Consider the following 21,607-nt stretch of genomic DNA (forward strand, 5'->3'; position numbering starts at 1 on the left):
CCGACTCTAACGCGTCCTGGCTTTTGTCAGAGCACGTGAAAATGCAGTGGCAAAACTCTCGCGGGAGTCAGGGTCCAGGAATGACCCGATCGGCACATTCTGGCCTTGTGCTTCCACCGTCATCCTGGTGATGCCGATCTCGGCATGGCGAGCGACGGAAAAGCGCGCCCAGAACGGGTTGAAGCGATGCGCTTCCGACTTTCCCGAGGGCGCCGTCTTGCGGATGTCGAGGCTGGTGCGCGACACCGACACTTCCTCGCGGGCACGGGCGGCACGATAGTTGGCGCGGAAGGCGATGTAGACGGCGATGACGTCGAGGCCGAAGAAGCCGAACACCGGCCAGGCGCCGCGCGACAGGAAAAACGCCCCGGTCACCACCCAGCCGAACAGCAGCGCGCCCATCAGCACGGCAAAGCCGGTGCGGCCCAGCGAGCGGTGCGGTGTCAGCAGCGCCTGGAAGAATGGCTCGTCGGCCTGAAACGAGGCGTTTGTGTCGCTCATCCCAGGATATTATAGGAGGGAAATGGCCAGCCCCAAGTCCAAAAATCTTTCCCTATCCAAAAGTGAACTGCCGCCCGGGCGGCGCGACGGCTCGAATGCCAAGCCGCGACCGCGGCCGGCGCGGCTCCGTTCGCTCTACAGCGCCGCCGAGGTGCATGAGATCTTCCGGCGGTTTTCGGTGCAGCGGCCCGAGCCGAAGGGCGAGCTCGAGCACGTCAACGCCTTCACGCTGCTGGTGGCCGTGGTGCTGTCGGCGCAGGCGACCGATGCCGGCGTCAACAAGGCGACGCGGGCGTTGTTCAAGGTCGCCGACACACCTGAAAAGATGCTGGCGCTGGGCGGAGCCAGGGTTGGCGAGTACATCCGCACCATCGGACTCTGGCGCAACAAGGCCAAGAATGTCGTGGCGCTCTCGGAGGCGCTGATACGCGATTACGGCGGCGAGGTGCCCAGCGAGCGCGATGAGTTGGTCAAGCTGCCGGGGGTCGGGCGCAAGACCGCCAATGTCGTGCTCAACATGGCGTTCGGCCAGCACACGATGGCGGTCGACACCCATATTTTCCGCATCGGCAACCGCCTCGGCCTGGCGCCAGGCAAGACGCCCGAACAGGTCGAGCAAGGGCTGCTGCGGATCATCCCGGACGAGTATATGCGCCATGCGCATCACTGGCTGATCCTGCATGGCCGCTATGTCTGCAAGGCGCGCAAGCCCGATTGCCCGGCCTGCGTCATCGCCGATCTCTGCAAGGCCGAGGTGAAGACGACAGACGTGCCGGCGCCGCTCGTGGAAATCGCGGCGCCCGGCGTCCCGACAACTAGCTTTCCTCCACGAACACCTCTTCGCGCTTCTTCTTGACCGACGGCAGGAAGACGACGACGAGCACGGCCAGTGCGACGAGCAGCAGGCCGGCGCTGATCGGCCGCGTCACGAAGGTCGAGGGGTCGCCGCGCGACAGGATCATGGCGCGGCGCAGGTTTTCCTCGAGCAGCGGGCCGAGCACGAAGCCGAGCAGCAGGGGTGCGGGTTCGCAACGCAGCTTGGTCAGGATGTAGCCGAGCAGGCCGAAGAATGCGACCGCGTAGAGATCGAAGGCGTTGGTGTTGACGCTGTAAACGCCGATCGAGCAGAACGCCATGATGATCGGGAAGAGCACATAATAGGGGATCGTCAGCAGCTTCACCCATAGCCCGATCAGCGGCAGGTTCAGCACGATCAGCATCAGATTGCCGATCCACATCGAGGCGATGATGCCCCAGAACAGCGCCGGCTGCTCGATCGCGACATTGGGGCCGGGCACGATGCCCTGGATTATCATGGCGCCGATCATCAGCGCCATGACCGGATTGGCCGGAATGCCCAGCGTCAGCATCGGAATGAAGGAGGTCTGGGCGCCGGCATTGTTGGCCGATTCCGGTCCGGCGACGCCGGCGATGGCGCCCTTGCCGAACTCCTCCGGGTGTTTCGACACGCGCTTTTCGACCGTGTAGGAGGCAAAGGCGGCAAGCACCGCGCCGCCGCCGGGCAGGATGCCGAGCGCCGAACCGATGATCGTGCCGCGCACGATGGGTGCTGCCATCGCCTTGAAGTCGTCGCGGGTCGGCATCAGGCCGGAGACTTTTTTGATCATCACCGAGCGCTCGTGCTCGTTTTCGAGATTGCGCAGGATCTCGGCGACGCCGAAGACGCCGACCGCCACCGCCACGAAGTTCAGCCCGTCGGCATATTCGCGGATGCCGAGCGTGAAGCGCGGCGTGCCGGTGTAGATGTCGGTGCCGACAATGCCGAGCAGCAGGCCGAGCACGACCATCGCCAGCGCCTTGACGATCGAGCCATGGGCGAGAGCGATGGACGAGACGAGGCCGACGATCATCAGCGAAAAATATTCGGCCGCGCCGAATTGCAGGGCTATTGCCGTCAGCGGCGGGGCAAAGACGGCGACCAGGAAGGTCGACACCGTGCCGGCGAAGAACGAGCCGATCGCGGCGATCGCCAGAGCCGCCCCGGCGCGACCGTTCCTGGCCATCTGGTAGCCGTCGATGGCGGTCACGGCCGAGGAGGATTCGCCGGGCATGTTGATGAGAATGGCGGTGGTCGAACCGCCATACTGGGCGCCGTAGTAGATGCCGGCCAGCATGATGAGGGACGAGACCGGGTCGCCGATCTGGAAGGTGATCGGCAGCAGCATGGCGATGGTTGCGGTGGCGCCGATGCCGGGCAGGACGCCGATCAGCGTGCCGAGCAGAACGCCGATGAGGCAAAAACCCAGATTGGCCGGCGTGGTGGCCGTCGAAAAGCCGAGTTCGAGGTTCCTGAGGAGGTCCATCTCAGCGCCTCACAATGCCAGCCATTGGGGCAACCAGGGGCCGAAGCGCTGGAATGGCAGCCCGAGCGCGTAGCTGAAGACCAGCACCGAAAACAGCGTCAGGCCGGCCGACAGCAGAAGTGCCGTCAGCGGCTTCATGCGGGCGCTGGCAAAAGAGGCGATCAGCGCCGTCAGGAAGATCGACGGGACGAAGCCGAGGCCGCGCACGGTCATGCCGAAAAAGATCGGCGCCGGCAGGATGAACAGCATGCCGCGCCACGCAATGGGGCCGATCGGCTCGCCCTCGACGCGCACCGCCTGGACGAGGATGATGGCGCCGAGCACGATCAGCACGATCGCCAGCACCAGCGGGAAATAGCCCGGTCCCATGCGGAAGGCGGTGCCGATTTCGAGGCCGAGCGATTGTATCGCGAAAAAGGCGCCGAAAAAGATGAACAGCGCGGCGCACAGGCCGTTTGCCCTGTCGATGGCGAAAGGTTTCATGGCGGTCCTCCCCTGACCCTTGCAACGGGCTTGCCGTTGCAAATGTGAAAACGGACGTCGAAGCGAAAACGGGGCGCCGGCAGCGCCCCGTTCAAGCCTCAGTCGGCGTATTGGCCGGCGGCTTCGATGATCGGCTTCCAGCGCATGATCTCGCCTTCCAGCTTGGCCTTCAGCGCTGCCGGCGTCGCGTCGGCCTCGGACGACGGCTTGGTGCCGAGTTCGGCGAAGCGGGCGATGACGTTGGGGTCCTTCAGCGCGACCTGGAGCGATTTCGACAGTCGGCCGGTGATCTCGGCCGGCGTGCCCTTCGGCGCATAGAGGCCGTGCCAGATGCCGACCTGCACCGCGGGCAGGCCGGCTTCGATGGTCGTCGGCACGTCCTTCAGCACGTCGAGGCGCTCCGGCGTGGTGACGGCATAGGCCTTGATCGTGCCGCCCTGGATCTGCTTGGTGGTGTTGGTGGTCTGGTCGCACATAATGTCGACCTGGCCGCCGAGAAGGTCGGTCATGGCCGGACCGGTGCCCTTGTAGGGCACGGTGACCAGCGGCGTGCCGATGGCGCTCATGAACAGCATGCCGCACAGATGCGAGGCAGCGCCGATGCCGGCATTGGCGACGGTGATGGTGTCCTTGTTGGTCTTGGCGTATTCGACCAGCCCTTTCAGGTCGGCCGGCTCCAGGTCCTTGCGGGCGACGATGGCCATCGGCACCTCGGTGACGAGGCCGACATACTCGAAGGCGTTCAGCGTGTCGTAGGCGAGTTTTCTGTAGAGGGTCGCGCTGGTCGCCATGCCGATGTGATGGAGGAGCAGCGTGTAGCCATCCGGGTCGGCGTTGGCGACGCGGCCGGCGCCCAGCGTGCCGCCGGCGCCGCCGACATTTTCGACGATGATCTGCTGGCCGAGATCCTTCGACATGGCTTCGGCGACGAGCCGCGTAACCGTGTCGGTCGGACCGCCGGCCGCAAACGGCACGACGACGGTGATGGTGCGCTCGGGATAGGTCTGTGCGCTGGCGGTGAACGAATAAAGCGTGACGGCCGCGGCGGCGGCCAGGGCGGCTACAATTTTCCTCATCGTAATTCTCCTCCCAGGATATCAATCTCCGATCGCTGTGCAGGTCAGGCAGCGAGGGTGCAACAAAGGCAAGCTAACAGATTGTCGCCTGACGCAAACTGCAAAATACAGTCGTGCGCAACCATGGCGATCAGTGGGGAGTATGCCCGGAGGAGATGGGTTTGGTGTTGGCGTTGCTTCAATAACCGCAGGCGCGCGCCATCGCCGCCGCGAAGATCGGGATCAGCAGGAAGATGAAGGCTTCGGCGCGCACATAGGTCTTCACCGAGGCGAGTTCCGCAACCGGCACCTGAAAGCCGGGATTTGCACTGGCTTGCCGGTTCCAGGAGATGAAGCGGATGGTCGGGATGATCGACAGCAGGCCAACGATGCCGAATGCCGCCATCTTGGCCCAGAACACCCAGTTGTAGACGTAGAATTCCCAGCCCTTCAGGCCGTAGATGACGCGGCAGATGCCGATGATGATGATCAGCATGGCGATGATGCCATAATGGCGGTCGATGCCGGCAAGCCGCTTGAGCGTGGCGGCGGAGAGGTCGCCGCGGATCAGGACAAATTCGGCGCCGATGATGCCGGCCAGCGACAACACCAGCAGATGATGGAAAATGGCAAGCACGAGATCGGTGGTGTCCATGGCGTTCTCCTCCCATTGGCGGTATCGAGACCGGCCCTTGCCGGACCGGTTGCGAAAGGTAGCATCGTTCGGCAGAATTCCCAGAGGCGGACCTGGGTTGGACCATCGGCGTCGCCATCCTGACAGCTGGGGTTTTCTGAAATGACCGGACTGAAGCGCGCCCTGAACCCGATGCCGGACGACATCCGCATCGCCCTGACCGAAAAAGGACTGACAGCGGCCTACGAGGCGCGGCCGGACTACCAGAAGAACGATTATCTCGGCTGGGTCGCCCGCGCCAAACGCAGCGACACCAGGCAGAAGCGGCTCGACCAGATGCTGGACGAATTGCGGCGCGGTGGGCTCTACATGAAGATGGTCTGGCACGGCTGAAAGTAAGCCGACGCTGTTCGCTTCGACCGCCTGGTCGCGCCGGGCCGTTCGGAAGCTTCCCTGGCTGAATGATGATCCGGCTTGGCCCTTGTCCGGGCGCGCTGGTTTGCTAAGCGCTGACCGTCAACGGAGGCAGAGTTTCATGGGCAGTCCAAAAACAGCCGGCGTCCCGGTTCTCGAAACGGAACGGACCATCATGCGGGCGCACCGGATCGAAGATTTCGACGACTATGCCGTCATGTGGGCCGACCCCGTCACCACCCGTTTCATAGGCGGCAAGCCGCGGACGCGGGAGGAAAGCTGGATGCGGTTCCTGCGGCATGCCGGCCTGTGGTCGCTGCTCGGCTACGGCTTCTGGGCGGTCGAGGACAAGGCCAGCGGTCGCTTCATCGGCGAAGCCGGATTCCACGACCTGAAGCGCGACATCGAGCCGTCGCTCGAGGGCATTCCGGAAGCCGGCTGGGCGCTGGCGCCGCAAGCGCATGGCAAGGGTCTTGCCAGCGAAGTCGTCAGAAGGGCCCTGGCCTGGGGCGACGAAACCTTTGCCGGCGCGAGAACCGTCTGCATCATCGATCCGGAAAACACCGGCTCGTTGAACGTTGCGGCAAAGTGCGGCTACACCAAGGTCCTGGAAACCACCTATCACGACGGGCTGACGATCCTGCTCGAACGGCGGGTGTGAAGCGCTTCATCGACGCAATTTCCACGTTCTGCCAGGGTTGGCTATTCTAATCTAGCTACGCAATTCCTGTGGGAAAACCGCTCACACTTTTCCTGGAATTGCTCTTTGGGGGAGCCGAACATGCGTGCGATCAATGCGATATTTCTGAAGCTTTTCTGGGCGGGGCTGCTGCTCCTGGCGGCCGTGCAACTGGCGGGCGCCGATGCGACGGTGCCGACCGCCGACATCGAGGGCGGTGCCGACAATCATCTGGCCAAGCGCTACGAGGGGTCGTTCATCGTCTCCTACGAAAAATTCGCCTATACCGATTTTACAGTGCCGCTGTCGCCGCTGAAGCCGAGCGCCGATCCGGATGCCCGTGACACGATGAACAACCGTGTGTTCGCGCCGGACAAGAAGGCTGAGGTTGAAGGCGCGCTGACCCGCATCGCCTATGTGCTGCCGGCCGAGCGCTCCCCGCTCGAAGTGCTGCGCAACTACCAGGATGTGATCGCGGCCGCCGGCGGCGAAGTCCTGTTCGAATGCAAGAAGGAAGAGTGCGGCGGCGCCGCCGACCGGTCGTCGAGCGGTGGCGGCGGCGACATGAGCCTGATGATGTATTTCTTCCATGAAAGCGACGTCAAGGACGCGGCCTTTTCCAATGGCGCCTGTGCGGTAACCACCGGTATCAACGACCAGCGCTTCTTCGCTGCCAAGGTGCCGCAGGATGGCGGCGACGCCTATGTCACTGTTCAGGCCTATTCGCTGATCGACGACCTCTACTGCAAGGAACTCAACGGCCGCACCATCGCCGTCGTTCAGGTGCTGGAGCCCAAGGCGCGCGACAAGAAGATGGTGGTGGTCGAAGCGGCCAAGATGGCGGATTCGCTGTCGGCCACCGGCTCCATCTCGCTCTACGGCATCTTCTTCGACACCGACAAGGCCGACATCAAGCCGGAATCGGAACCGACGCTGAAGGAGATCTCGACGCTTCTGACCAACGAGCCCGGTATGGCGGTGATCGTCGTCGGTCATACCGACAACCAGGGCGCCTTCGACTACAATATCGATCTGTCGTCGCGGCGGGCGCAGTCGGTGAAGGCGGCGCTGGTCTCGAAATACGGCATCGATGGCGGCCGGCTGACCGCCGCCGGCGCCGGCATGATGGCGCCCGTCGCCAGCAATGACGGCGAAACCGGCCGCGCCAAGAACCGCCGTGTGGTGCTGGTCAAGGCGAACTGAGGCCGATCACGGTTTCAGCGCCGGCTAGGCGCGCTGCCTGCTCCAGCATCGAGGCATCCTCGCCGAAGGCGCGGGTGGCGCGAGCGGCGGCCTCCAGCAGGTCCGGTGTCATGCGGCGCAGGAACGCCGTGTCGACGCGTGTCGACGGGCCGGCGAGCGTCAAGGCGCCGAGCAGAACGCGGCCCGGTCCGAACACCGGCACCGAGACGCCCGCCGTCTCAGGGTCGCGGTCGCCGATCGACAGATAGTGGCAGGCGTTGCGGATGGTCTCGTATGGTTCGCCCGGCTGGCCTGAAAACGCTGCCAGCACGCGGCCGCCAGAGCCGGTGAGCAACGGCAGCAGGTCGCCTTCCCGGATCGTGTAGCGGATCGGGTGCTTGGATTCGACGCGGTAGAGACAGGTGCGGGCGTCGCCCGAGCGGACATAGAACGCCACGCTTTCCCAGCTGCGTTCGGCAAGATCGCGCATGATCGGCAGCAAGATGTCGACCGCCACGACCGAGCGCTGGTAAAGCGCGCCAAGCCGGAAGGTGGCGGGTCCGATGCGGTAGCGGCCATCGTCGAGCCGCTCCAGCAACTGCCCACGCAGCAATGAGTTCGCTAGCCTCAAAATGGTGCTTTTGTAGAGCCCGGTGCGCGCCGCGATCTCGGCCAGGCTGAGCGAGCGGTCGGCGGTCGCGAACGCGTCGAGAATGGCGATCGCGCGGTCGAGCGCGGCAACACCATCGGCCGGCAACGGCTGGGATCGCGCTTCGGTCATCTCACGAACAGTTTCATTCCAGTTTACCTGCTCGGACAAAGGCCGGCCGAAGCGATTGTGCCGCACATCCATGGTTCTGTCTAGTAGAACAGCGTTCCTGTTGACAGAACGTACCGAAATCGGCATGAATTTTTGCCGAGCGGGTCTGTTTTCAGGCTACGTTTCTGGCAGGCACCGGAGGAGGTGTCGTGATTTGGAGGAATCCCATGCTGAACAGACGCAGATTTTTGATGAGCACCGCGGCCGCAGGCGCTGCCGGATTCGTTGCAACGCATTTGACGCCCGCTTTCGCTCAGGATGCACCGCAGATCCAGATCTTCGTGCCGGCCGCGCCCGGCGGCGGCTGGGACCAGACGGGGCGGACCATCGACCAGGTGCTGCGCAGTGAAAAACTGATCTCCGGCTCGCAGATCACCAATGTCGGCGGCGCCGGCGGTACTGTCGGCCTGCCGCAGTTCATCAGCCAGTGGAAGGGCAAGGGCAATTCGCTGATGGTGGCCGGCATGGTCATGGTCGGCGCCATCATCGCCAACAAATCGGCCAACAACCTCTCCGAAGTGACGCCCATCGCTCGCCTCACCGGCGAGTTCGAGGCGCTGGTGGTGCCGGCGGATTCGCCGTTCAAGACGGCCGGCGATTTCGTCGCCGCGCTCAAAGCGGATCCGACCAAGGTTCCGGTGGCCGGCGGCTCGGCCGGTGGCTCCGACCACATCCTGTTCGGGCTGATCGCCAAGACTGTCGGCGTTCCGGCAACCAACCTCTCCTATGTGCCTTTCGCCGGCGGTGGCGAGGCGCTGTCGGCGCTGCTCGGCAACCAGGTTGCGGCCGGCATTTCCGGCTTCGGCGAGTTCTCCGAGCAGGTCAAGGCGGGCGCGCTTCGGCTGTTGGCGATCTCCGCCGACAAGCGCCAGGACGGCATCGACGCACCGACGATGAAGGAAGCCGGCATCGACGTCGAACTGTTCAACTGGCGCGGCGTGTTCGCACCGCCAGGCGTCTCCGACGCCGACAAGACGGCGATGGTCACGATGATCGAGACCATGGCCAAGAGCGATGCCTGGGCAGCCGAATGCAAGAACCGCAACTGGACCCCCATCCTTCTGACCGGCGACGACTATGCGAAATTCCTCGTCGACGACACCGCCCGCATCACCGCGATCCTCAAGGATCTCGGCCTCGCCTGATGTCTTCAGGGGCGGCCACGGCCGCCCCTTCCGACATTAGCCTGCGGCATGGACATATCATGCGCTGGGAGTGAAACTGCGGATGCGGCCGGCGGGAGGATGCCGGCCATCTCGGGAGGACATCGATGAGCACCAGCGACCAGCAGCCGGCGCCCCCGCGCCTTGCCATGCCCGAATTGTTGATCGGCATCGGGCTTCTCGCCTGTGCCGCGGCCGTGGCGTGGCAGACCCTGGCGATCCCGGTTTCGCCGCTCTATTCCAAGGTCGGGCCGACCGTCTTCCCCTACATCACCATGACAGGCATGATCGTGCTTTCGCTGCTGCTCATCGTCGCCGCGCTGCGCGGCGGCTGGCAGCCGCAGGAGGAAAAGGAAACGCCGACCGACTGGAAGGCCATGGGCATCGTCGTTGCCGGCCTGGTCGCCAATCTGGTGCTGATCCAGCCGCTCGGCTTCACCGCCGCCTCGGTCATCATGTTCGTGCTCGTCTGTTATGGCTTCGGCAGCAAGCACACGCTGCGCGATGCGCTGACCGGCCTGATCCTGGCGCTTGCCGCCTATTTCGGCTTTGCCAGGGCGCTCGGCGTCAACATTGGCGCCGGCTTCATCGAAAACCAGCTGAACACGGTGATCGACGCGATCATCGCCACTGTGAGGGGCTGACGCCATGGAGACGCTCGGCCATCTCGCCCACGGATTTTCCGTCGCTTTCTCGCCGATGAACCTGCTGTGGTGCCTGGTCGGCACCACGCTCGGCACGGCCATCGGCGTGCTGCCCGGTCTCGGACCGGCGCTGACCATCGCGCTTTTGTTGCCGATCACCTACCAGGTGGCGCCGGAGGCGTCCTTCATCCTGTTTGCCGGCATCTATTACGGCGCCATGTATGGCGGCTCGACGACCTCGATCCTGCTCAACACGCCGGGCGAAAGCGCCACCATCGTCACCGCGCTGGAAGGCAACAGGATGGCCCGCTCGGGTCGCGGCGGCGCGGCACTGGCGACCTCGGCGATCGGCTCCTTCGTCGCCGGCACCATCGGCACGATGGGCGTCGCCTTCCTGGCCCCGGTGGTGGTGAAGTTCGCGCTGGCCTTCGGGCCGGCCGAATATTTCTCGCTGATGGTGCTTGCCTTCATCACGGTGTCGGCGGTGCTCGGCTCGTCATCGGTGCGCGGCCTCACCAGCCTGTTCCTCGGCTTCGTCATCGGCATGATCGGCGTCGACCTGCAGACGGGACAGCCGCGCTTCACCTTCGGCATGAACGAACTGCTCGATGGCGTCGATGTCATCATTGCCGCGGTCGGCCTGTTTGCCGTCGGCGAGACGCTCTACATGGCCTCGCGCCGCTATGCCGGCAAGGACGAGATCGTGCCGCTCAAGGGATCGCTCTACATGACCGCGGCCGAATGGGGGCGCTCGTGGAAGCCATGGCTGCGCGGCGCTTTCATCGGCTTCCCGATCGGCGCCATGCCTGCGGGCGGCGCCGAGATCCCGACCTTCCTGTCCTACGCCATCGAAAAGAAGCTGTCGAAGCACAAGGAGGAGTTCGGCACGGTCGGCGCCATCGAGGGCGTTGCCGGACCGGAAGCCGCCAACAATGCGTCTGCCGCCGGCGTGCTGGTGCCGATGCTCACCCTTGGCCTGCCGACCTCGGCGACCGCCGCAATCATGCTGTCGGCCTTCCAGAGCTACGGCATCAATCCGGGACCGCTGCTGTTGACGACGCAGGCCGATCTGGTCTGGGGCCTGATCGCCAGCCTGTTCATCGCCAACGTCATCCTGGTCGTCCTCAACCTGCCGCTGATCGGGCTGTGGGTACGGCTGTTGAAAATCCCGGCGCCGCAGCTCTATGCCGGCATCCTGGTGTTCGCGACCGTCGGCACCTACGGCATCTCGCAATCGCCGATCGACCTCGTCATCCTCTATCTCCTGGGGGCCGCCGGCTTCCTGATGCGGCGCTTCGATTTCCCGACAGCGCCGGTCATCATCGGCATGATCCTGGGGCCGCTCGCCGAAACGCAGTTCCGCCGGGCGATGACGATCTCGAACGGCGACTGGTCGGTGTTCTACACCCACAAGCTGTCGCTGGTGCTGCTGATCCTCGCCTTCATCGGCCTAGCCGGGCCGCATATCTGGGCCTTCATCGAGCACCGGCGCCGTCGCGGACCGGAGCATGTGCCGGGCGATGCCTGAGCAACCTGGAGCATCATGACCGATCTGCTTGCCGGCATCCGCATCCTCGACCTGACCAATGTGCTGGCGGGCCCTTATTGTGCCTATCAGCTGGCGCTGCTCGGCGCCGATGTCATCAAGGTCGAGACGCCGCAAGGCGGCGATCTGGCGCGCCAGCTCGGCGCCTCGCCGGCGCTCAACAAAGCCGGCATGGGCGCGTCGTTCCTGGCGCAGAATGCCGGCAAGCGATCGGTGGTGCTGGACCTCAAAAGCGAAGCCGACCGCGAACGCTTCCTCGATCTCGTCGCCTCGGCCGACGCGCTGGTCGAGAATTTTCGACCGGGCGTGATGGGGCGGCTGGGTCTCGGCTATGAGGTGCTGAAAGCGGTCCGCCCCGGTCTCGTCTATTGCGCCATATCCGGTTTCGGCCAGAGCGGGCCGATGCGCGACAATCCGGCCTACGACCAGATCATCCAGGGGCTGTCCGGTATCATGAGCATCACCGGCACGCCGGAGACAGCACCCTTGCGGGTCGGCTATCCCGTCGCCGACACGCTGGGCGGGCTGGTCGGGGCCTTCGCAATCGCCGCGGCGCTGGTCAAGCAGAAGACCTCGGGCGAGGGCGCGTTTCTCGATGTCTCGATGCTCGAATGCACGCTGTCGGCGCTGGGCTGGCCGGTGTCCAACTATTTGACCGCCGGTGTCGAGCCGCAGCCGATGGGCAATGAGAACATGACGGCTGCGCCCTCCGGCGCGTTTCGCACCGGCGACGGCCTGCTCAACATCGCCGCCAACAAGCAGGAGCAGTTCGTCACGCTTTGCCGGCTGATCGGCCAGCCGGAACTGGCCGACGATCCGCGCTTTGCCGAGCGCGAGACGCGCAAGCAGAACCGCGCCTCCTTGAAAGGGCTGATCGAGACAGCGCTTGCGAGCGCCTCGGCGGCTGCCTGGGAAGAAAAGTTCAACCGCGCCGGTGTTCCGGCGGGCCGGGTGCTGACGATCCCGCAGGTGCTTGGCGAGCGCCAGGTGGTCGAGCGCGACATGACCACGCGTTTCCAGGGCCTGCCCGGCATGGAGCAGCCGCTGACAGTGGTGCGCGGCGGCTTCATGGTCGATGGCGCGGCACCCTTGCCGGTCCTGCCGCCGCCTGTGCTGGGTGAGCATATGGACGAGGTTTTTTCCACCCTGCCGCCGCGCGCCAGGAGAAGCGCGTGAGCGAGAGAAAAACCGGCCGCGAGCGCGGCGAGGAATGGTGGCAGACCGGCATCATCGAGATGGGCCCCGGCATCATCCGGCTGCGCGGCTATGAAATCCAGGAGCTGATCGGCCGCGTCAGCTTTCCGGCCACGATCTGGCTGATGCTGCGTGGCGAATTGCCGAGCGAGGAGCAGGCGGCGCTGCTCGGCATTGCGCTGGGGGCGGCCGTCGACCACGGGCCGCAGGCGCCGTCGATCGCCATTGCCCGCATGGCCATCACCTGCGGCGTCGGCATCAACAGCGCCATGGCGTCCGCCGTCAACGTGCTGGGTGACGTGCATGGCGGCGCCGGCGAACAGGCGCTGTCCTTCTATGGCGACATTGCCGTGGCACTTGACCAGGGTGTTGCGCTGGACCAAGCCGTAGCCGCACGGCTCGACCGTTTCTTCGCCGAGGAGAAAGGCTATGTGCCGGGCTTCGGCCATCGCTTCCACCCGGTCGATCCGCGCGCGCCGCGCCTGATCGCAGTGACGCGCGAGTTTGCCGCGCGCGGCGTCGTCAGCGGACGCTTTGCCGACATCGCCGAGGCCGTCGAATCAGAGGTGGCACGGCGCAAGGGGAAGAAAATACCGCTCAACATCGACGGCGCCACCGCCGTCATCTATGGCGAGCTCGGCTTTCCGCCGCCGTTGACGCGCGGCCTGTTCGTGCTCTCGCGCTCGGTCGGCATCCTGGCGCATGCATGGGAGCAGTCGCAGCAAAGCGACCGCAACAAGGGTCCGCTGCCGCGCGAATGGTTGTGGGCCTATACGGGCACGCCGCTGCGGCCATTTCCCGCTGAGGGGGATGAGGGTCCCACTAAAGGGGACGAGGGCAAGTGAGGTTGGTTCAGGCTGGGTCCGGCACTGCCGGCTGAGGCGGCGCCAGGTTGGCCATCAGCGTCGAGAGATCCGGCTCATCGATGAGCAACGCCGCGTCCTGCGGCTTGAGCCATGCCCGCTGGCGGCTCTTGGCCTCCTGCCAGTTGGCCAGTTCCTCGGACACCTCCAACAGATAGACGACGACGTCGACGCGCACGAAATTGTGCTCCAGCCGTTTCCAATAGGAATAGCTGCCGGCCGGCGCCTTGCGGGTCTTGCCGAGCACGCCGGCTTCTTCGCGCGCCTCGATGGTGGCGGCCTTGCGCCCGCTCTTGCCTTTCATGGGCCAGCCCTTGGGCACGATGAACCGCTTCGTCGCTCGCGACGTCACCAGCATCACTTCGAAATTGCCTGAAACGTCCAGGCGAAAGGGAATGGCGGCGACCTGGCGAATGCGTTCGCCTCGCCTTGCCTTGCGTACCGCCTTTTTCTTGGTCGTCGCCATGTGCTGAAAATCCGGTCGGCGGGCGCACCGCCGCACGCCGCCTGCAAACCCCTGATATGCCCGCGAGGCGATGAGGCATTTTTAGTAAATAAGTCGGCTAAGTAAATCGCAAGCGACCGATATCAACGGCAAACACGCACAATCTGGTTGTTGACGATCTGAATCGGACAAGCTTGCCGGACGACGGGCACTTCGGGGCGCGGCTGCGGCACGATCCGACGGTCCTGCTCGCGATATTGCTGCTGCTGTTGCTGGAACTGCTGCCGCTGCAGGCTGTTGCGCAATTGCTGCAGTTGGTTCTGCTGGATCAGCCGGTTGGCGCTGGGATTGACGGACTGAGCCGCAGCAGATTGCATGATTCCGGCGAGCGTTGCCACCGCCAGCATTGCCGACATCAGAACTGTCGATAGGCGAAGCGTCGACATCAGTTCGTTCCCGTACAGATATAACCTCCTCTCTATATAGGGCGTTCGTCTCGATCTGCCATGGGCGGGTCTGCCATGGGCCGATCTGCCACGGGTTGGCGAAATCCCTGAGGAAGCGGCCTGGCCGCACTTGACAGAAAAGATCGATTGACCGCTCTATCGGGCGCGGATCTCGGGCTCAATCGCTGCTGACTCGAGGCACAATCGGGAGCATATTGATGAAAAGCAGGCAAGTATATTTCGCGGCGCTACTGGGCAGCATCTGTATTCTTGGCCCGGTGGCAGTCGCGGCGCAAACCAAGACCGACAAGGCGGCGCCTGCCGCCGCAGCGCCCGCCCCTGCTGCCGGCCCGACATTGCCTGGCGGCGCCTCGGCGCTGTCCGAGACACATGGCGACTGGACGGTCAATTGCCAGGTAACCGGCACGGCCAAGGTTTGCAGCCTGTCGCATCAGCAGTTCAACAAGCAGTCCAACCAGCGCCTGCTGGCGATCGAGCTGTCGAGCAAGAGCGGCGAGGATGCCGCCGGAACGCTGGCGCTGCCGTTCGGCCTGGCGCTCGCCAAAGGAGTCAGCCTGACCATCGACGACCAGAAGCTGGAAGGCAGCTTGCCGTTCAACACCTGCCAGGCCGTCGGCTGCCTGGTGCCGGTGGCGTTCGATGCCAGCGTCACGCCGCTGCTCAAGGCAGCCACCACGCTGAAGATCGACGCCTTCGCGGCCGACACCGGTCAAGCGGTGAGTTTCACTATCCCGCTCAACGGCTTCGGCGGCGCACTGGCACGGACCGCGGAACTCTCGGCGGACTGAGCGGAAAACGTCCGGTCACTCAACCTCGCGCAGCCGGTACCCCACCCCGGTTTCGGTGGTGATGTAGCGCGGCTGGTCGGGCGACTTTTCGATCTTCTGCCGGAGCTGGCGGACATAGACCCTCAGATACTGCACGTCGGTCGAATCGCCCCACACCTGCTTCAGAATGAAATGGTGGGTCAGCACCTTGCCGGCATGCTGCACCATAATGCGCAATATGTCGTACTCCTTGGGGGAGAGCTTTATCTCCTTGCCTTCGACCTTGACGATGCGCTTGACCAGGTCGACGCTGAGATCGCCGGTGTGGAACACCGGCTTTTCGCCCTGCTGCTGGAATTTGTGGCGCAGCGCGACGCGGATGCGGGCGACCAGCTCGTTCATGCCGAACGGCTTGGTGATGTAGTCGTCAGCGCCGAGTTCGAGCGCCGCGACGATGCCGGCTTCGTCGGTGCGGCTGGACAGGATGACCACGGGCACGTCGAGGCCGTCGCCGCGCCATTTGCGCAGGAGGTCGAGGCCGCCCATGCCGGGCAGGCCGAGATCGAGCAGGATCAGATCCGGCTTTTGTGCATCGACGAGTTCGATCGCAGCGTTGGCGTTGGGCGCTTCGCTGACCGCATAACCCTGGCTGCCGAGGCCGACGTGCAGCAGTTTGCGGATCGGCGGCTCGTCATCGACGACCAGTATGCTGACGTTGGAATTTGTCATGCCGGATCACCAGATGCTTGCTCGTCCACACCTGATACGTCCGTATCGGACGATTGTACCAACCTCGGCATGCGGATTGTGAAGACTGCGCCCGGGCGATCGCTGCGGTTCGCCGCCATGATCGTGCCGCCCATCGCCTCGATGAAGCCCCGGCAGATTGACAGGCCGAGCCCGGTGCCGGCCTGGACCTGATCGCGCTTGCGCACCCGGTAGAAGCTGTCGAAGACGCGCTCCAGGTCGGCGGGCGGAATGCCCGGTCCCTCATCCATGATCTGCAGCGCGACGGAGCCATTGTCGGCCCAGCCCTGCAGCCGGATTGTCGATCCCTGTGGCGCGTATTTCGCGGCATTGTCGAGCAGATTGAACAGCATTTGTTCGAACAGCACGGGATCAAGCTTCAGCATCGGCAGGTCGGCCGGAATATCAACCTCGGTCTTGTGCCCGGCAGTGATCTTGCGCGCCCGTTGCAAGGCCGAGCCGACGACATCGCCGACATAGTGGAGAGCAAAATTCGGCTCCATGGCGCCGGATTCAATCTTGGTCATGTCGAGCAGATTGGCAATGAAGCGGTTCAGCCGTTCGGACTCGTCGAGCACGGTGGTCAGCAGCTCGGCCCGATCGTTCTCGGGCAGTGCCGGCGCAAATTCCCTGAGCGTGCCGGCCGCGCCCATGATGGCCGCCAGCGGCGTCTTCAGATCATGCGAGATCGACGTCAGCAGTGCCGAGCGCAAGCGGTCGGCCTCGGCCGCCAGCCTGGCGCGATCGACATCGGCGACCAGCTGGATGCGCTCGATGGCAACCGCCGCCTGGTCGGCCAGCGCGTCGAGCAGGCGCTGTTGCTCGGGCGTCAAGAGCGGCCCCTGCTTGTCATTGTCGAGGCCGACGACGCCGATGGCGGTACGGCCGGTCCGCAAGGGCAGGTAGAGCCGTTTTGCCCCGGGCAGGGTATCGGCGCCACGGCCGGCAGCCCGGTTGTGTTCCCAGGCCCAGCGTGCAGCCGCGATGTCGGCCTCGGCCAGCGTGTCGTCGGGGGGATAACCGGCCTTGACGGTGATCGTGCCGTCCTCCGGCAGGAGCAGCACCACGCGCAGCTTCAGCATCGAGGCGATCTGGAAGGCTGTGGCCCACAAAACGTCGTCGAGCGTGCCGGCGCCGGCGAGCTTCTTTGAAAAGAGGTAGATGTCCTCGGTGGCCCGGGCGCGTGAACGGGCGGCGGCTGCCTGACGCTGCACACGCGCCGTCAGATTGCTGGCGATGACGGCAACGACGAGGAAGACGGCGAAGGCAACGATGCTCTCCGGATCGCGGATCGTCATCGTGTAGCGCGGCTCGAGAAAGAAGAAGTTGAAGGCAATGGCGCTGAGGAAACAGGCGTACAGCGCCGGCCACAGGCCAAAGGTCACTGCCGATGTCAGCACCGCCAGCAGAAGCACGCTGGCAAGGTTGCGAACGTCGAGGAACTGATCGAGGACGGCGCTGACGGCAAGCGCGCCGGCGACATAGACGGTCGAGAAAAGATAAGGCCAGATTTGAAATGGCGTCTGCTCGGCCGCCGCCTTGACCCTCGACGTGGCCTCGTTGTCGCGCTCCGTTCCTGAAATGACATGGACGCTGATATCGCCGGCATTGCGGATCAGATCGTAGGTGAGCGAACCCTCGATCAGTTCGCGCCAGCGCGAGCGGGTCGGCCTGCCGACGACGATATGGGTGAAGTTGTTGGCCGTGGCGTGGCGGACGATGTCCTGGGCGACGTTCTGGCCCGGAATGGTCGTCACCTCGGCGCCGAGCTGCTCGGCCAGGCGCAAGAGCGTGGCCAGCTGGTCCTTGTCTTCCTCCGACATGGCGGCCGAACGCGGCGTGTCGACATGCAGCGCCGTCCACGGTGCGCGCAGCCGGTCGGCCAGCCGGCGCGCATAGCGGACACGAGACGCTCCGCCCGGACGCGCATCGACGCAGACGAGCACCCTTTCGCCCGCCGCCCAAGGGCCGGGAATCGCGTGCGACTGCATGTGGTTGAGCAACTGCTCGTCGACGCGCTGGGCGGTACGGCGCAGCGCCAATTCCCGAAGCGCGGTCAGATTGCCCGGCGAGAAATAGTTTTCGACTGCGCGCTGGGCAGTGTTGGGGAAATAGACCTTTCCCTCTTTCAGCCGCTTGATCAGGTCGTCGGGCGTGAGGTCGATGATCTCGATGTCGTCGGCCTGGTCGATGATGGAGTCCGGGACCGTTTCGCGCACCCTGACGCGGGTGATCTGTGCCACGACGTCATTCAGGCTCTCGACATGCTGGATGTTGAGCGTGGTGTAGACATCGATGCCGCGCGTCAGGATTTCCTGGACGTCGAGATAGCGCTTGGGGTGGCGGCTGCCTGGCGCATTGGTGTGGGCGAGTTCGTCGACGAGCACCAGCGCCGGCCGGCGGGCGAGAATGGCATCGATGTCCATCTCGTCCAGCACGCGGCCTCTGTAGTCGACCTTCTGGCGCGGGATCACCTCGTAGCCTTCGACCAGCGCCAGTGTTTCCTTGCGGCCGTGGGTCTCCACGACGCCGACCACTACGTCGACGCCGTCAGCCAGCCTGGCGCGGCCGGCCATCAGCATTTCATAGGTCTTGCCGACGCCGGGGGCAGCGCCGAGAAATATCCGCAGACGGCCGCGCTCTTCCCGTTCCGCATGCTCGAGCAGCGCGTCCGGAGAGGGTCTGGTATCGTTGCTTCTGGCGTCCGGCATCAGGCTCGATCATGAACGGCGCCGAGGATCGTGTCGATCCCGGCCCCTGGCTTCAGAGATTGTCTCTCACTGCTTGGTATCGTCCAGTGCCAGGTTGAGCGCCAGCACATTGACGACCGGCTCGCCGAGGAAGCCGAGTTCGCGGCCTTCGACATGGCTGTCGACAAGCGCCTTGACCTTGGCTTCGTCGAAGCCCCTGGCCTTGGCCACCCGAGCGACCTGGAAATAGGCGGCGTCCGGGCTGATAGCGGGGTCGAGGCCGCTGCCGGACGTCGTCACCAGATCCATCGGCACCGGCTGGTTCGGGTTCTCCGCCTTCAGCTTTGCAACATCGCCCTTGATGCGGTCGATCAGCTTGAGGTTGGTTGGACCGAGATTGGAGCCGCTGGACGCTGCGGCGTTGTATCCGTCGCCGGCAGCCGAGGGGCGGCCATGGAAATACTTGTCGTCGGCAAAGCCCTGGCCGATCAGTTCGGAGCCGATGACCGTGCCGTTTTTCTCGATCAAGCTGCCATTGGCCTGGTGCGGAAACAGCGCCTGGGCGATGCCGGTCATGCCCAGGGGATAGATCAGGCCGGTCAAAACGGTGAAAAAGACGATCATGATAACAGCGGGTCTTATCTGAGTGAGCATGGACGTATTTCCTTAAGCGAGGCCGAGGCCGGTGACGATCATGTCGATCGCCTTGATGCCGACGAAGGGAACGATGATGCCGCCGAGGCCGTAGACCAGCAGGTTGCGGCTGAGCAGCGCGCCGGCGCCGATGGCGCGGTATTTGACGCCTTTAAGCGACAGCGGGATCAGAGCGATGATGATCAGCGCGTTGAAGATGATGGCCGACAGGATGGCGCTCTGCGGCGTCGCCAGATGCATGATGTTGAGCGCTTGCAGGGGGCCGATTGTATGTCCCGGCGCAACGTAGAAGACGGCAAACATGGCCGGGATGATGGCGAAGTATTTGGCGACGTCGTTGGCGATCGAGAAGGTCGTCAGCGAGCCGCGCGTCATCAGCAGCGCCTTGCCGATCTCGACGATCTCGATCAGCTTGGTCGGGTCACTATCGAGGTCGATCATGTTGCCGGCCTCGCGGGCGGCAACCGTGCCGGTGTTCATGGCGACGCCGACATCGGCCTGCGCCAAGGCCGGCGCGTCGTTGGTGCCGTCACCGCACATGGCGACCAGCTTGCCCTTGGCCTGTTCGTCGCGGATCAGCTTCAGCTTGTCCTCGGGCGTGGCCTGGGCGAGGAAATCGTCGACGCCGGCTTCGGCTGCGATCGCCGCCGCAGTCATCGGATTGTCGCCGGTGATCATCACGGTGCGGATGCCCATTTTGCGCAGTTCGGCAAAGCGCTCGCGGATACCACCCTTGACGATGTCCTTGAGGTGGACGACGCCGAGCAGGCGGCCGTCACGCTCGACGGCCAGCGGCGTGCCGCCCGACTTGGCGATCTCGTCGGCGATCCCCTGGAGATCCTTGACGGTGTCGCTGCCGGGGCGCGTGCCGTGAGTGGCCGATGTCGACTGGCTGACATAGGCGAGAACCGAATCGACGGCGCCCTTGCGCACCGACGAGCCATCGATGTCGACGCCGCTCATCCGGGTCTGCGCGGTGAAGGGCACGAAGCTGGCATGCAAGGTTGCCATGTCACGGGCGCGGATGGCGTATTTCTCCTTGGCCAGCACGACGATCGAGCGTCCCTCAGGCGTCTCGTCGGCGAGCGAGGCGAGCTGCGCGGCATCGGCCAGTTCCTGTTCGGTGACGCCCTTGACCGGCCGAAATTCGGTGGCCTGGCGGTTGCCGAGCGTGATGGTGCCGGTCTTGTCGAGCAAAAGCGTATCGACGTCGCCCGCCGCTTCGACGGCACGGCCGGACATGGCCAGCACGTTGAAGCGCACCAGGCGGTCCATGCCGGCAATGCCGATGGCCGACAGCAGGGCGCCGATGGTGGTCGGGATCAAGGTGACGAACAGCGCGACCAGCACCGTCACCGGGATATAGCCGCCGGAATAGGAGGCAAAGCTCGGGATCGTGGCGGTGGCCAGCACGAAGATCAGCGTCATGCCGACGAGCAGGATGTTGAGCGCGATCTCGTTGGGCGTCTTCTGGCGCGAGGCACCCTCGACCAGCGAGATCATGCGGTCGAGGAAGGTGTGGCCGGAGGCGGCTGATATGCGCACGCGAATCCAGTCGGACAGAACCTGCGTGCCGCCGGTGACCGCCGAACGGTCGCCGCCGGATTCGCGAATGACGGGTGCGGACTCGCCGGTGATTGCCGCCTCGTTGACCGAGGCCACGCCTTCGATCACTTCACCGTCGGACGGGATGATGTCGCCGGCTTCGACCAGCACGATGTCGCCAACCTTCAGGCTGGTGCCGGGCACCAGCTTGAACCTGGAGCGGTCTTCGCCGGCAAGCAGCTTGGCCTGGGTTTCGGTGCGCGCCTTGCGCAGCGAATCGGCCTGCGCCTTGCCGCGGCCTTCGGCGACGGCCTCGGCGAAGTTGGCGAACAGCACGGTGAACCACAGCCAGATGATGATCTGCAGCGTAAAGCCGAAATCGCCGCCGCCGGTGACGAGATCCTTGACGAACAGGACCGTGGTAAGAAGCGAGACGATGCCGACGACGAACATCACCGGGTTCCTGACCAGCGTGCGGGGGTCGAGTTTCCTGAAGGCGCCGCCGATGGCCGGCCACAGGATGCGGGCATCCATGATGCTCGCGGATTTGGACTGGCTCATTTGGTGGCTCCAGTATCTGAACTGTTGGCCGGCACCGACCGATCGGATGCCGAAAAGAGGGGCGGCGGGCCATAGGCCAGCAGCCAGATCACGATCATGACTGCCGCGAGGCCGAGGAAGGTAGATACGCCGGGGAAGGGAGGGGGCGGTTCCTCCCCCTCATTGCCGGCTCGTGGGCCGGCTCGCGGCCGGGCCTTCATGCGTTTTGGGTAGAACCAGGACATGACAA

At 64.6% G+C, this 21,607-nt stretch carries 23 protein-coding genes; 10 read left to right on the top strand and 13 right to left on the bottom strand.

The features are described 5' to 3' along the window. Positions 1-6 precede the first annotated feature (6 nt). Positions 7-501 carry a DUF2244 domain-containing protein gene (locus NKH22_RS17995; RefSeq protein WP_023669732.1) on the bottom strand — a complete coding sequence of 165 codons (495 nt, stop codon included), beginning with the start codon at positions 499-501 and terminating at the stop codon, positions 7-9. A 22-nt stretch (positions 502-523) separates the two neighbouring features. Here NKH22_RS17995 and nth point away from each other — a divergent pair, with 22 nt between their 5' ends. After that, entirely contained in the window at positions 524-1,357 is an 834-nt protein-coding gene (gene nth, locus NKH22_RS18000; RefSeq protein WP_023683078.1) for an endonuclease III, read from the top strand. On the opposite strand, the gene NKH22_RS18005 is transcribed toward nth, so the two are convergent. The 4 genes from NKH22_RS18005 to NKH22_RS18020 form a co-directional block, all read right to left on the bottom strand. Further along, the gene (locus tag NKH22_RS18005) at positions 1,317-2,825 is read right to left on the bottom strand and encodes a tripartite tricarboxylate transporter permease (RefSeq protein ID WP_023683079.1); all 1,509 of its coding nucleotides are present in this window, start codon (positions 2,823-2,825) and stop codon (positions 1,317-1,319) included. The two genes, nth and NKH22_RS18005, sit on opposite strands and share 41 nt — an antisense overlap. Before the next feature lie 9 nt (positions 2,826-2,834). Further along, a complete protein-coding gene (locus NKH22_RS18010; protein ID WP_023683080.1) occupies positions 2,835-3,308 on the bottom strand; it encodes a tripartite tricarboxylate transporter TctB family protein in 474 nt (157 codons plus the stop codon). Positions 3,309-3,406: 98 nt separating this feature from the next. Then, the gene (locus NKH22_RS18015) at positions 3,407-4,384 is read right to left on the bottom strand and encodes a tripartite tricarboxylate transporter substrate-binding protein (RefSeq protein WP_023683081.1); all 978 of its coding nucleotides are present in this window, start codon (positions 4,382-4,384) and stop codon (positions 3,407-3,409) included. A 178-nt stretch (positions 4,385-4,562) separates the two neighbouring features. Beyond that, the gene (locus NKH22_RS18020; RefSeq protein ID WP_023683082.1) at positions 4,563-5,018 is read right to left on the bottom strand and encodes a DUF2214 family protein; all 456 of its coding nucleotides are present in this window, start codon (positions 5,016-5,018) and stop codon (positions 4,563-4,565) included. Between the two features lie 141 nt (positions 5,019-5,159). On the opposite strand from NKH22_RS18020, the gene NKH22_RS18025 reads away from it, so the two are divergent. The 3 genes from NKH22_RS18025 to NKH22_RS18035 all read left to right on the top strand — a co-directional run bounded on the left by NKH22_RS18025 (position 5,160) and on the right by NKH22_RS18035 (position 7,293). After that, positions 5,160-5,390, top strand: coding sequence for a YdeI/OmpD-associated family protein (locus NKH22_RS18025; protein ID WP_023683083.1), 231 nt, complete (start codon positions 5,160-5,162; stop codon positions 5,388-5,390). A 142-nt stretch (positions 5,391-5,532) separates the two neighbouring features. Continuing rightward, entirely contained in the window at positions 5,533-6,072 is a 540-nt protein-coding gene (locus NKH22_RS18030) for a GNAT family N-acetyltransferase (protein ID WP_023686555.1), read from the top strand. A gap of 120 nt (positions 6,073-6,192) precedes the next feature. Beyond that, entirely contained in the window at positions 6,193-7,293 is a 1,101-nt protein-coding gene (locus tag NKH22_RS18035) for an OmpA family protein (RefSeq protein WP_023735111.1), read from the top strand. On the opposite strand, the gene NKH22_RS18040 is transcribed toward NKH22_RS18035, so the two are convergent. Further along, positions 7,280-8,053, bottom strand: a complete 774-nt coding sequence (locus tag NKH22_RS18040; RefSeq protein WP_023686553.1) for an IclR family transcriptional regulator — start codon at positions 8,051-8,053, stop codon at positions 7,280-7,282. The genes NKH22_RS18035 and NKH22_RS18040 overlap by 14 nt on opposite strands. Before the next feature lie 206 nt (positions 8,054-8,259). Here NKH22_RS18040 and NKH22_RS18045 point away from each other — a divergent pair, with 206 nt between their 5' ends. From NKH22_RS18045 to NKH22_RS18065, 5 genes are all read left to right on the top strand, one after another. Continuing rightward, entirely contained in the window at positions 8,260-9,237 is a 978-nt protein-coding gene (locus NKH22_RS18045) for a Bug family tripartite tricarboxylate transporter substrate binding protein (protein WP_023820582.1), read from the top strand. A gap of 125 nt (positions 9,238-9,362) precedes the next feature. After that, the gene (locus tag NKH22_RS18050; protein ID WP_023700086.1) at positions 9,363-9,899 is read left to right on the top strand and encodes a tripartite tricarboxylate transporter TctB family protein; all 537 of its coding nucleotides are present in this window, start codon (positions 9,363-9,365) and stop codon (positions 9,897-9,899) included. A gap of 4 nt (positions 9,900-9,903) precedes the next feature. Then, on the top strand, positions 9,904-11,427 hold the full coding sequence (locus NKH22_RS18055; RefSeq protein ID WP_023733580.1) for a tripartite tricarboxylate transporter permease: 1,524 nt from the start codon (positions 9,904-9,906) through the stop codon (positions 11,425-11,427). 15 nt (positions 11,428-11,442) lie between these two features. Beyond that, positions 11,443-12,621: a CaiB/BaiF CoA transferase family protein gene (locus tag NKH22_RS18060; protein ID WP_031195530.1), complete on the top strand. Its 1,179-nt coding sequence runs from the start codon at positions 11,443-11,445 to the stop codon at positions 12,619-12,621. Continuing rightward, positions 12,618-13,484, top strand: coding sequence for a citryl-CoA lyase (locus tag NKH22_RS18065; protein ID WP_032901934.1), 867 nt, complete (start codon positions 12,618-12,620; stop codon positions 13,482-13,484). Before NKH22_RS18060 ends, NKH22_RS18065 begins: the two co-directional genes overlap by 4 nt. Positions 13,485-13,491: 7 nt before the next feature. Here NKH22_RS18065 and NKH22_RS18070 read toward each other — a convergent pair whose 3' ends face one another. Continuing rightward, on the bottom strand, positions 13,492-13,968 hold the full coding sequence (locus NKH22_RS18070; protein ID WP_023669717.1) for an NUDIX hydrolase: 477 nt from the start codon (positions 13,966-13,968) through the stop codon (positions 13,492-13,494). 122 nt (positions 13,969-14,090) lie between these two features. Further along, positions 14,091-14,393: a hypothetical protein gene (locus NKH22_RS18075; RefSeq protein WP_023704190.1), complete on the bottom strand. Its 303-nt coding sequence runs from the start codon at positions 14,391-14,393 to the stop codon at positions 14,091-14,093. A gap of 218 nt (positions 14,394-14,611) precedes the next feature. On the opposite strand from NKH22_RS18075, the gene NKH22_RS18080 reads away from it, so the two are divergent. After that, a complete protein-coding gene (locus tag NKH22_RS18080; RefSeq protein WP_023669715.1) occupies positions 14,612-15,202 on the top strand; it encodes an invasion associated locus B family protein in 591 nt (196 codons plus the stop codon). 15 nt (positions 15,203-15,217) lie between these two features. Here NKH22_RS18080 and NKH22_RS18085 read toward each other — a convergent pair whose 3' ends face one another. From NKH22_RS18085 to NKH22_RS18105, 5 genes are all read right to left on the bottom strand, one after another. Further along, entirely contained in the window at positions 15,218-15,910 is a 693-nt protein-coding gene (locus NKH22_RS18085; protein ID WP_023820583.1) for a response regulator transcription factor, read from the bottom strand. Next, a complete protein-coding gene (locus tag NKH22_RS18090) occupies positions 15,907-18,639 on the bottom strand; it encodes a DUF4118 domain-containing protein (protein ID WP_352910329.1) in 2,733 nt (910 codons plus the stop codon). Before NKH22_RS18090 ends, NKH22_RS18085 begins: the two co-directional genes overlap by 4 nt. Positions 18,640-18,705: 66 nt before the next feature. Continuing rightward, positions 18,706-19,272, bottom strand: coding sequence for a potassium-transporting ATPase subunit KdpC (kdpC, locus tag NKH22_RS18095; RefSeq protein ID WP_023691940.1), 567 nt, complete (start codon positions 19,270-19,272; stop codon positions 18,706-18,708). 12 nt (positions 19,273-19,284) lie between these two features. Continuing rightward, the gene (gene kdpB / locus NKH22_RS18100) at positions 19,285-21,378 is read right to left on the bottom strand and encodes a potassium-transporting ATPase subunit KdpB (protein WP_352910333.1); all 2,094 of its coding nucleotides are present in this window, start codon (positions 21,376-21,378) and stop codon (positions 19,285-19,287) included. Next, a complete protein-coding gene (locus NKH22_RS18105; protein WP_023820585.1) occupies positions 21,375-21,602 on the bottom strand; it encodes a hypothetical protein in 228 nt (75 codons plus the stop codon). Before NKH22_RS18105 ends, kdpB begins: the two co-directional genes overlap by 4 nt. Between the last annotated feature and the right edge of the window lie 5 nt (positions 21,603-21,607).

It is taken from the genome of Mesorhizobium sp. M1252, from assembly GCF_040318265.1.
GTDB lineage: Bacteria > Pseudomonadota > Alphaproteobacteria > Rhizobiales > Rhizobiaceae > Mesorhizobium.